At 37.6% G+C, this 11573-nt stretch carries 9 protein-coding genes; all 9 read left to right on the top strand.

The window, feature by feature from the left end; all coding sequences use genetic code 11:
- Nucleotides 1-49: 49 nt before the first annotated feature.
- The 9 genes from AC6UDC_RS04215 (at nucleotide 50) to ribF (ending at nucleotide 11531) form a co-directional block, all read left to right on the top strand.
- Nucleotides 50-4360, top strand: a complete 4311-nt coding sequence (locus tag AC6UDC_RS04215; protein WP_500721479.1) for a PolC-type DNA polymerase III — start codon at nucleotides 50-52, stop codon at nucleotides 4358-4360.
- A 117-nt stretch (nucleotides 4361-4477) separates the two neighbouring features.
- Entirely contained in the window at nucleotides 4478-4951 is a 474-nt protein-coding gene (rimP, locus tag AC6UDC_RS04210) for a ribosome maturation factor RimP (RefSeq protein ID WP_500695577.1), read from the top strand.
- A gap of 13 nt (nucleotides 4952-4964) precedes the next feature.
- Complete coding sequence (gene nusA, locus AC6UDC_RS04205) at nucleotides 4965-6077, top strand: transcription termination factor NusA (RefSeq protein WP_500695578.1); 1113 nt, start codon at nucleotides 4965-4967, stop codon at nucleotides 6075-6077.
- 19 nt (nucleotides 6078-6096) lie between these two features.
- On the top strand, nucleotides 6097-6399 hold the full coding sequence (gene rnpM / locus AC6UDC_RS04200; RefSeq protein WP_500695579.1) for an RNase P modulator RnpM: 303 nt from the start codon (nucleotides 6097-6099) through the stop codon (nucleotides 6397-6399).
- Nucleotides 6386-6685, top strand: a complete 300-nt coding sequence (locus AC6UDC_RS04195) for a L7Ae/L30e/S12e/Gadd45 family ribosomal protein (RefSeq protein WP_500693840.1) — start codon at nucleotides 6386-6388, stop codon at nucleotides 6683-6685. Before rnpM ends, AC6UDC_RS04195 begins: the two co-directional genes overlap by 14 nt.
- Nucleotides 6686-6708: 23 nt before the next feature.
- The gene (gene infB, locus AC6UDC_RS04190; protein WP_500721477.1) at nucleotides 6709-9222 is read left to right on the top strand and encodes a translation initiation factor IF-2; all 2514 of its coding nucleotides are present in this window, start codon (nucleotides 6709-6711) and stop codon (nucleotides 9220-9222) included.
- A gap of 21 nt (nucleotides 9223-9243) precedes the next feature.
- The gene (gene rbfA, locus AC6UDC_RS04185) at nucleotides 9244-9597 is read left to right on the top strand and encodes a 30S ribosome-binding factor RbfA (protein ID WP_500693838.1); all 354 of its coding nucleotides are present in this window, start codon (nucleotides 9244-9246) and stop codon (nucleotides 9595-9597) included.
- 63 nt (nucleotides 9598-9660) lie between these two features.
- Entirely contained in the window at nucleotides 9661-10572 is a 912-nt protein-coding gene (gene truB, locus AC6UDC_RS04180) for a tRNA pseudouridine(55) synthase TruB (RefSeq protein ID WP_500695581.1), read from the top strand.
- Nucleotides 10573-10580: 8 nt separating this feature from the next.
- A complete protein-coding gene (gene ribF, locus AC6UDC_RS04175; RefSeq protein ID WP_500701131.1) occupies nucleotides 10581-11531 on the top strand; it encodes a riboflavin biosynthesis protein RibF in 951 nt (316 codons plus the stop codon).
- Nucleotides 11532-11573 lie beyond the last annotated feature (42 nt).

The raw sequence follows: 11573 nt of genomic DNA, 5'->3' as shown, positions 1-11573 counted from the left end.
GACCAGGTTTTAACTGGTCTTTTTTAAACTAATGAAAGAGAGGATCAAAGTGAGTTTAAATAAAAAAGAATTATTTAGTAAATTACTTCAGCAAATTAAATTAGAAGATTCAGCTGATCAATCTTACTTTCAAAATGCTGAAATTGACAAAATCGATGTCCATCAGAAATCAAATCGATGGCATTTTCATTTGGTACTACCAGAGATTATGCCTTACGAAAAGTTTATAGAATTTGTTCATCATTTGGGTGTGGCCTTCGATGGGATTGCTAAGGTAGATTTCGAGATTAAAACTAAGAATAGTGGTTTTGATAATCGTAAGCTTGGTGACTATTGGCAATGGGTTGTAAATCACGCTGGAATTACTTCAAATTTAACGCATGAATTATGTAATAATAATTTACCAAAACTGATTGATGACCGAGTTACCTTTCTTGCTGAAAATGAAATCGTCAAAGATTTTTTAAATGGTAATGCTTTGGGACCAATTGAATCAACTTATCAAAGAGTTGGATTTCCTAAATTTTCCATTCATACCATGATTGATACTACAGCATCTCAAGAAAAAATAGATGATTTAAAGAAAAAGAAACAACAACGTGACGTTGAGTTGGCTCAAAAGGCGATGCAGGCTCTAAAGAATTCCTCAGGCAAATCACATCCAAGTAAGCATTCTAAAATGATTGGAAAGAAAATCAAAGATGATGTTGATATTACTAAGATGGTGGACATAACCGAAGAGGAACGTTCCGCCGTGGTTAGTGGATATGTTTTTGATAAAGAAATTCGATCATTACGATCTGGCCGCCAATTGATGATTTTAAAGGTTACTGATTATTCTTCGTCAATTGTTGTTAAAAAATTCTCCAAAAATGATGACGAAGAACAAGAATTTGCATCATTAAATGTAGGAGATTGGGTTAAAGTCCGTGGAAGCATTCAAGAAGATAACTACTCTCATGAATTGACACTTAATGCTTATGATATTAATCCAATTAAACACGAAGAAAGAAAAGATACTGCCCCTGAAAATAAAAAAAGGGTTGAGCTGCACTTACACTCTAACATGAGCCAGATGGACGCTACTAATTCGATTAGTGATTATGTTAGTCGCGCCAAAAAATGGGGTCATCCCGCAATTGCCATTACTGATCACGACGACGTGCAAGCCTTTCCGGATGCCTATCATGCTGCAGTTGATAACGATATTAAAATGATTTATGGAATGGAAGCAAATGTCGTTGATGATGGTGAACCAATTGCTTATAACGATAAACATGTTGCTTTAAAGGATGCTACATACGTTGTCTTTGACGTTGAAACCACTGGTTTATCAGCAATTTACGATAAGGTTATCGAACTTTCGGCTGTAAAGATGCAAAATAACAATGTGATTGAACAGTTTGAGGAGTTTATTGATCCTGGTTTCCCATTGTCTGAACAAACTACCAATTTAACTTCAATTACCAATGATATGGTGGCTGGTTCTAAGTCTGAAGAAGAAGTCTTTAAGTTGTTCCGTGAGTTTTGTGGTGATGCAATCATTGTAGGACATAACGTTACTTTTGATATTGGGTTCATGAATACTGGTTACGAACGCCATGACATGAGTCGGATTAGTAATCCAATTATTGATACTTTGACGTTGGCACGTTTTCTGTATCCTAATTTTAAGAGTTATCGATTAAACACGTTAGCTAAAAAGTTTGACGTTTCATTAGAGCACCATCACCGTGCGATTTATGATGCAGAATCAACTGGTCATTTAAATTATCTTTTTTTAAAAGAGGCTGAAGATAAATATAACATTCAGTATCACGATCAGCTTAATGATCATATGGAGGAACATGATGCTTATAAGCATGCTCGTCCATTCCATGCGATTATCCTGGCGAAAACTCAAGCTGGTTTAAAGAATCTGTTTAAACTGGTGTCACTTGCTCATGTTGATTATTATTATCGGGTTCCTCGAATTCCTAGGAGTCAGCTTAAGAAGTTTCGGGATGGCCTATTGATTGGATCGGCCTGTTCAAGCGGTGAAGTGTTTACGGCGATGATGCAAAAGGGTAAAAAAGAGGCGCTTGATAAGGCTAAGTTTTACGATTATCTTGAAGTTCAACCTCAAGCAGCGTATCAGCCACTAATCGATCAGGGATTAATTAGTGATCGGGGTAAGTTACAAGAAATTATTAGTAATATGTATGAAATTGCCCATGAGCTAGATATTCCGTTAGTAGCAACTGGTGACGCTCACTATCTTGATCCTCATGATTATATTTATCGTAAGATCTTGATTAATTCTCAAGGTGGAGCTAACCCACTGAATCGCCAAGAATTACCCGATCTCCATTTTCGGACCACTGATGAAATGTTGAAAGATTTTAATTTTCTGGGTGAAGATAAAGCTGAAGAAATTGTAGTTGATAATACTAATAAAATTGCTTCCGAAATTGATGATGTAAAACCCTTAAAAGACAAGTTGTATACACCAAAAATGGAGGGTGCTAAGGACGAAATTAGAGATCGAACGATGAATACAGCGCATCGTTTGTATGGCAATCCGCTTCCTGAAATTGTCCAGAAGCGTCTTGATAAGGAACTGAAAAGTATCATTGGAAACGGCTTCTCTGTTATTTATTTAATTGCTCAAAGATTAGTTTCTAAAAGTAACAAGGATGGATATTTAGTAGGTTCTAGGGGCTCAGTTGGATCGAGTTTAGTTGCCACTATGTCTGGAATTACTGAAGTTAATCCACTTCCTCCCCATTATCGTTGTCCTAAATGTCAGTACTCGCAATTTTTCACTAAAGGTGAATATAGTTCTGGATTTGATTTACCACATAAAAAGTGTCCAAAGTGTGGAACAGTTATGGTTGGTGATGGGCACAACATCCCCTTTGAAACTTTCTTAGGATTTAAGGGAAATAAGGTCCCGGATATTGATTTAAACTTTTCTGGAGACTACCAGCCAATTGCGCATAATTATACCAAGGTTCTGTTCGGTGAAAAGAATGTATATCGGGCCGGAACAATTGGAACCGTTGCTGATAAAACAGCTTACGGATACGTAAAGGCTTATGAACGGGACACCGGCAAACGTTTTCGAAATGCGGAGATTGATCGATTATCTAAGGGTGCTACTGGCGTTAAAAGAACAACGGGACAACATCCAGCTGGAATCATTGTTGTGCCAGACTACATGGATATTTATGATTTTACTCCCATTCAGTATCCGGCCGAAGATCAAAATGCGGCATGGAAAACGACTCATTTTGACTTTCATTCCATCCATGATAATATTTTAAAAATTGATATTTTGGGACATGATGATCCAACGATGATCAGAATGCTTCAAGATTTATCAGGAGTTGATCCGACAACGATTCCAATGGATGATCCGGGTGTGATGTCATTGTTTGCTAGTCCTAAGATTCTTGGTGTGAGTCCTGAACAAATTTTTTCAAAGACAGGGACACTTGGAATTCCTGAATTTGGGACGCGTTTTGTGCGGGGAATGCTTGAAGAAACTAAACCAAGTAATTTTTCTGAATTATTGCAAATCTCTGGGTTGTCACACGGGACCGATGTTTGGTTAGGAAATGCTGAAGAACTGATTAAGGATGGGACGGCTACCATTGCGAATGTGATTGGATGTCGTGATAATATCATGACCGACTTGATTAACTGGGGGTTAGATTCAGAAACCTCATTTCAGGTCATGGAACAAGTTAGACATGGTCGTGGAATTAAGGATGAGTGGCAGGATAAAATGACAGACGTTGGTGTTCCGCAGTGGTACATTGATTCTTGTTTAAAGATTAAGTATATGTTTCCGCGAGCTCATGCGGCTGCTTATGTGTTAATGGCACTAAGAGTGGCTTACTTTAAAGTCTATTTTCCACTCGTTTACTATGCCGCTTACTTTTCTGTTCGGGCTGATGATTTTGACATTGTGGCTATGAGTCATGGAAAAGAAGCAGTTAAATCAAGCATTAAGGCAATCAACGATAAAGGGACCGAAGCATCCACTAAAGAGAAAAATCTTTTGACTGTTTTGGAAATTGCCAATGAAATGTTGGAGCGGGGCTATGAATTTGAGATGGTCGACATTAATCGCTCGGACGCTTCTGAGTGGTTAATTGATGGTAAAAAATTAATCGCACCATTTCGAGCAATTCCTGGATTAGGTTTAAACGTTGCTAAACAAATCGTGGCGGCTCGAGAAGATAAGCCATTTATTTCAAAGGAAGATCTTGCTAAACGTGGTAAAGTTTCTAAAACCATTATTGAATTTATGACCCAAAATGGAGTCTTAAGTGAATTACCCGATGAAAATCAGTTAAGTCTGTTTGATATCTAGGGCTTTTTGATATTATTTGGGTTATATGGTATAGTTATATCAGTAATAATAAACTCTTCTGATGAGTGAGCAGGGATGCTCGCTCTTTTTATTGGTATTTTTTAGGAGGTAAAGTATTTGAGCGAAGTTATTGATAGAGTTACTAAAACCGTTCAACCGATTTTAGATGATAACAATTTTTACCTTTATGACATTGAGTATGTTCAAGAGGGTGGAAGCTGGTATTTGCGAGTTTATATTGATAAAGACCAAGGAATTAGTTTGGATGACTGTGTTTTGGTTAGTGATCAGTTAAGTGAAAAACTTGATGAATTGGATCCAGATCCATTTGACGAACCATACTTCTTAGAGGTGTCTTCGCCAGGTGCCGAACGGCCATTAAAACGGGAGTCTGATTATCAAAATGCAATTGGTGATTATATCCACGTTTCTTTATATCAAAAACTCAATGGAAAAAAGTCTTTTGAGGGAACCCTCAAAAGTGTTGATGATGATAAATTAACGTTAGCAATTAAAGATAAAACGCGAATTAGTGAACTTGAAATTCCGCGAAAATTAATTTCAAAAGCTAGATTAGCAATTGAATTTTAGTTAGGAGATTAAAATGAGTAAAGAATTAGTAAGTGCGCTTGATCAACTTGAAAAAGAAAAGGGCGTAAAAAAAGAGGTTGTGATCGATGCCTTAGAAGCAGCATTGTCTTCGGCTTACAAACGTAACTTTGATCAGGCTCAGAACGTCGAAGTTAACTTCGACGAAAAAACTGGAAGTATTCATGTTTACGCTGTTAAAAAAGTAGTTGATAAGGTTGAGGATCAACGGTTAGAAGTTAGCTTGGATGAAGCTTTAAAGATTAATAAAGGGTACGAGCTTGGTGACGAAATTAAGTTTGAAGTTACACCAAAGAACTTCGGAAGAATTGCTGCCCAAACCGCTAAACAAGTTATTACTCAAAGGGTTCGTGAAGCTGAACGTGAGACCGTTTATGACAAGTACAGTAAGTATCAAGATGAACTTGTAACTGCTGAAGTAGAACGTCAAGATAGTCGTTTTGTGTATATGAACCTTGGTCAAGTTGAGGCCGTGATGGCTAAAAATGATCAGATGCCAAATGAAACTTATCGTCCACAGGACAAGTTAAAAGTGTATGTTACAAACGTTGAAAATTCCTCAAAGGGACCACAAATTTTTGTAAGTCGAACTGCACCTGGAATGCTAAAACGACTCTTTGAACAAGAAGTTCCCGAAATTTATGATGGAACAGTTGAAATTGTCTCGATTGCAAGGGAGGCCGGCGACCGTGCTAAGGTGGCTGTTCGTTCTAATAGTTCTGATATTGATCCAGTGGGAACTAGTGTTGGACCTAGAGGAACCAGAGTGCAAACAATTGTAAATGAACTTGGTGGAGAAAATATGGACATTGTCCAATGGGATGAGAATCCAGCTGAGTACATTGCCAATGCATTGAAACCCGCTGACGTTATTGACGTTATTTTTAAAGATGGAGACGATCGTTCTTGCACCGTTGTTGTTCCAGACGACCAGTTGTCGTTAGCAATTGGGAAACGTGGTCAGAACGCACGGTTAGCCGCTAGACTGACTGGATACAAGATTGACATTAAATCCGAATCAGAAATGGATGGCACTGACGAAAGTGACAGTGAAGATAATCATTCTACTGATGATGTTTCATCAAATGAAGACGAAAACGAGGAATAATTTTTGAGGAGGTACTGTTATGAGAAAAAGAAAAGTGCCAATGCGAAAAGATGTGGTGTCGGGTGAAATGGCACCTAAACGACAATTAGTAAGAATTGTTCGTGATAAAGAGGGTAATGTGTCAGTCGATCCAACTGGGAAAAAATCTGGTCGAGGAGCTTACGTAAAAATTGACGTAACAATTGCCAAAAAAGCCAAGCGGGATAAAATCCTTGATCAAGTTTTTGATGTAACTTTAACAAATGATTTTTATGATGAACTTATTAGTTACGTCGACCATAAGCAGGCTCGACAGGAATTGATTGATAATGACAAATTATAATAAAGTCTTAAACTTATTGGGAATTGCAAGACGAGCTGGTAAAATAATCTCAGGTGAGGGGATTGTCTTGAATGCAATTAAAAAGGGACAGATTAATTACCTGTTTATTGCATCAGACTGTGGTGCAAGTACCAAAAAGAAGTTTCTCGATAAAAGTAAATTCTATGAAGTTCCAGTTAATACTGGTATGCTTAAAGATGATCTTAGCGACGCGATTGGGATGAAACGATCAATCGTAGCGATTAAGGATAAAGGATTTTCGAAAAAATTTAAAGAATTAAAATAATACAAGTAAAGGAGTGTGATTATATGGCCAAAAAAAGAATTTATGAATTAGCCAAAGAGCTTAATATACCTAGTAAACGTGTGATTGACACTGCTAAGTCAAATGGTTTTACGGTTAAAAACCATATGTCATCGCTTGATTCAAATCAGGAGAAGACCGTCCGAGGCGCGCTTAAGAATAGTCAGAAAGCGACCAGTGGAAGTGAACAACGGCATGCTCCAGCAAAAAAGACTGCTGACTCCCATAACGGAAGTAATGGTCACAATACTGCAAAACATGAAAATGGTCAGAATAACAATCATTTTGGTAGAAGCAATCATTCTAACAATCAGCATCGACCAAGTAATTCTGAACATAAACAAGTAAATAAACATCAAAATAATGTGCAAACAAGTAATCAGCGTCCAGAAAATGCTCATAGCAATGGTATTCATACTAGTGGTCAGCACCGGAATCAGAATTCAAGTAATCATTTTAATCACAACAATCATCAAAATAGTCAACATTCGCACACGAATAATAGTCAAAGTGCGACCCATGCGAATAGTAATCGTCCCGCAACTGCAAATAGTGCAAGCAAGAAGCCGGTTAATAATACTTCTAAGCCACATAATAACGGAAGTGGAAAATTTGGTGGTAGTTTGAACCGCAACAAAAATAAAAAGGGCAAGAAGCGTAATAAGCGTCGCGATAATCGTTATAATATGTATTCTAAGAATCAACGAATTCGTCAGAATCACAAAAAGAATGCGGCGCCAACCCGTAAGAGTCGTCCATTACCTAAAGTTTTAATCTATCAGGATGGTATGAATGCGCAGGATCTTGGTAAGTTACTGCATCGGGAACCAGCAGAGATTGTTAAAAAATTATTTATGCTGGGAATGATGGTTAATCAGAATCAATCCTTGGATAAGGATGCCATTGAACTTCTTGCCACCGATTATGGGATCGAAGCTAAAGAAAAAGAAAATGTTAATGTATCAGATATTGACAAGTTCTTTAATGAAGAAGAGCATAACACCGATTACCAAGAAAGCCGTCCACCCGTTGTTACCATCATGGGACACGTTGATCATGGTAAAACCACGTTACTAGATTATCTTCGTCATTCACACATTACAGCAGGTGAAGCCGGTGGAATTACTCAAGCTATCGGTGCTTATCAGTTAAAACATGGCGATAAGACCATTACCTTCCTTGATACTCCAGGACATGCTGCTTTTACTGCCATGAGAGCTCGTGGGGCTGACATTACCGATGTGACTGTTTTGGTAGTGGCAGCTGATGATGGTGTTATGCCACAGACTGTTGAAGCAATTGATCATGCTAAAGCAGCGGGAACTCCAATTATTGTGGCAGTTAATAAAATTGATAAACCGAATGCCAATCCACAACATGTTAAAGAGCAATTGATGAACTATGGATTGGTTCCTGAAGATTTTGGTGGAGATACGATTTTTGTTGATATTTCTGCTAAAAATGGAACTAATGTTGATGAATTGTTAAATATGATCTTACTTCAGTCCGATGTGCTTGAACTTAAGGCTAATCCAAAACAAAATGGAGCTGGCTCAGTCGTTGAAGCAAGATTGGATAAGGGTAAGGGCCCTGTTGCTACCCTTTTGGTTCAACAAGGAACTTTGCACGTTGGGGATCCAATCGTTGTTGGTGACACTTTTGGTCGAGTTCGAACCATGACTAATGAGAACGGGAAAGAAATCAAGAATGCTAAACCGTCAACTCCAGTTGAAATTACGGGGTTAAATGATGTTCCTGAAGCCGGTGATCGTTTTGTTGTCTTTAATGACGAAAAGACTGCTCGTGCTGCTGGAGAAGAACGAGCTAAAGAAGCCCAAATCGAAGAACGGAAGCAAAATAACCGTGTTACTCTTGATAACTTGTTTGATTCAATGAAACAAGAAGATATGAAACAGGTTAACGTAATTATTAAAGCTGATGTACAAGGATCAGTGGAAGCCTTAGCTGGAAGCCTCAAAAAAATCGATGTTGAGGGAGTTAAGGTTAACGTTATTCATGCTTCTGTTGGTGCGGTGAACGAAAGTGATGTTGCACTTGCTGAAGCAAGTAATGCCATCATCATTGGTTTTAATGTCCGTCCTACTCCGCAAGCTAAAGCTCAATCTGAAACTGATAAGGTTGATATTCGTCTTTATCAAGTTATCTATAACGCCATTGATGACGTGGAAGCTGCAATGAAAGGCATGCTTGATCCAACTTATGAAGAAGAAGTTACTGGTAATATTGAAGTAAGACAAATTTATAAAGCTTCTAAAGTTGGAACGATTGCTGGTGGAATGGTTCTTGATGGGTACGTAAAAAGTGATAGCAAAGTTCGTCTGATTAGAGATAATGTTGTGATTTATGATGGAGAGCTTGGTAGTCTAAAGCGTTTTAAAGATGATGTTAAAGAGGTTAAACAAGGCTTTGAGTGTGGTTTAACGATTGAAAACTATAATGACATTAAAGTTGGAGATAAAGTCGAAGCATACCACATGAAAGAAGTCCAACCTAAGTAGATACCGTAAGGAGTGATTGTCATGGCACAATATCGTGTTGGAAGACTACAGCAGGAAATTCAAAAAGAAGTCGACGATATTTTACTTAAGCGTGTTCGTGACCCACGAGTTCAAGGAGTAACTATTACTGGTGTTGAAGTTACTGGTGATTTGCAACAAGCTACGATTTATTACAGTAGTTTATCTGACAAGAAGTCTGAACAAGAAAAGGTTCAAAAGGGCTTGGATAAAGCAACTGGTTTAATTCGAGGCGAGCTAGGTCATCGGTTAAGTATCTACGTTACTCCAGAGATTCATTTTGAACGGGATGGATCCATTCAATACGGAAGTAAGATTGATCGTTTGATTGATAATTTAAATAAAAAAAATAAGTAAAAAAATTGACTGGAAATATTTATTTCCGGTCTTTTTTGCGTATATGGTACAGGAGTGAGTGAATTGGTCACTGGAATTATCCCTTTGTATAAGCCTAGGGGAATGACGAGCTTTGATTGTGTGAGTAAGATTCGACACATTATTGGACAAAAAAGAGTGGGCCATAGTGGCACACTTGATCCTAATGTAGATGGAGTTTTACCGATTTGTTTGGGCCATGCCACTAAAGTAGTTGATTATTTAATGCAATCAGGGAAGGTTTATAGTGGGTCAATTACGTTAGGTTTTTCCACTACTACCGAGGATTTAGATGGTGAAATTATTGATACTAATTTTGATTTTCAGCCAATCACAGATCAAGAAATTGACGAAGTCTTGAAATCATTTTTGGGGATTTCGACCCAGATTCCTCCCATGTTTTCCGCTGTTAAAGTGAATGGAAGAAGGTTATATGAGTACGCACGTGCTGGTATGAAAGTTGATCGGCCTAAAAGACAAATTAACGTTAGTCAATTTGTTCGTATCAATGCGAGTTCCTACAATCGTGATACTCACACCCAAACCTTTAATTTTGAGGTGAAGTGTGGAAAGGGAACTTATATCAGAACTTTGGCAACTGATTTTGGAAAAAAAGTTGGCATCCCAGCTGTGATGTCAAGTTTAACTCGGACTAAAAGTGGTGGATTTAATCTTTGCGATACAGTAACTTTTAAAGATATTAAAGAAGCCATGAATTCTAATCAAATCAATAAAGTTGTTTTTCCAATTTCACATGCCCTTAAAGATTTTAAGACTATTGTGATTAATAAAGAGCAGTGGAATCGTGTTCAAAATGGCGGTTTTTTAAGTATTGATGAGATCGCTTGTCAAGATGAAGTGATAGTTTTAAAGTATAATAATATTGATCGAGCTTTGTATTATAGAAATGAACAGGAAAATAATTATAAGCCCAAAAAAATGTTTGATTTAGATTAGAGGAAATTATGGAAGTCAATTATTTATCATACCCACTTGATAAGAACGAAAAAAATCGTCCCCAAGTCATTGCCATGGGGTTTTTTGATGGAGTTCACCTGGGACATCAAAAAGTGATTAATCAAGCTAAACAAATTGCTAAACAAAAAAAACTTCCTTTGGCAATTTTAACTTATGATCATCACCCGTCGTTAGTGTACAAGAAGTTGGATGGAAATGAAAAACGTTATTTAACCCCGCTTAATCGTAAATTACATTTATTTGAGCAACTGGGGGTTGATGTGGTCTATGTCATCAATTACAACTTTGCTTTTCAAAATCAAAATCCCCAAGAATTCGTTGATAATTATTTGATTGGATTGAATGCTGATACGGTTATAGCAGGATTTGATCATACTTATGGAGAACAAAATGCGGGCATGAAAGAACTCCCTCAATATGCCAGGGAGCGATTTGATGTAGTCAGTGTGGCCGCTGATGAAATGGACGACAAGAAGGTTAGTTCTACTAGGATTCGTCGAAATCTTGAACAGGGACACATCCGGACGGTTAACGATCTTTTGGGATATGAATTCGAAAATGACGGAGTGGTTGTTCATGGATTTGCTCGTGGTCGTGAATTAGGTTTTCCCACTGCTAACGTTGAGTATTCGGCAAAACAGCAGTTGCCCAAACTTGGGGTGTATGTGGTCCAGCTTGAAGTTAATGGTACGTGGTACAAAGCGATGGCATCAATTGGCAAAAATGAGACGTTTGGAAATGATAATCCAGTTACTTTAGAAATTAATATTTTGGATTTCGATCAAAATATCTATGGTAATCACGTCAGAGTTAGATGGTTATCGAAAATGAGAGACGAGGTCAAATATCAGGGGCGGAAACCGTTGATTGATCAATTAAAAATTGATGAAAGTAACACCCGATCTTATTTTAAGAAATACATTAATTCTCACCAGTAAACTTATTTCTTGACGTTCTTTAATACCTTTGGTAAGGTATAA

The organism is Fructilactobacillus sp. X7R7C1, assembly GCF_059901065.1.
Note: the sequence above shows the minus strand (reverse complement) of the source record. Positions and strands in the feature narration are given on the sequence as shown.

What these genes read in the sequence shown, in the direction of transcription:
- rbfA (WP_500693838.1), top strand. Translation starts at nt 9,244, where the DNA reads ATGGCACAATATCGTGTTGGAAGACTACAGCAGGAAATTCAAAAAGAA.
- infB (WP_500721477.1), top strand. Translation starts at nt 6,709, where the DNA reads ATGGCCAAAAAAAGAATTTATGAATTAGCCAAAGAGCTTAATATACCT.
- nusA (WP_500695578.1), top strand. Translation starts at nt 4,965, where the DNA reads ATGAGTAAAGAATTAGTAAGTGCGCTTGATCAACTTGAAAAAGAAAAG.
- AC6UDC_RS04195 (WP_500693840.1), top strand. Translation starts at nt 6,386, where the DNA reads ATGACAAATTATAATAAAGTCTTAAACTTATTGGGAATTGCAAGACGA.
- ribF (WP_500701131.1), top strand. Translation starts at nt 10,581, where the DNA reads ATGGAAGTCAATTATTTATCATACCCACTTGATAAGAACGAAAAAAAT.
- rnpM (WP_500695579.1), top strand. Translation starts at nt 6,097, where the DNA reads ATGAGAAAAAGAAAAGTGCCAATGCGAAAAGATGTGGTGTCGGGTGAA.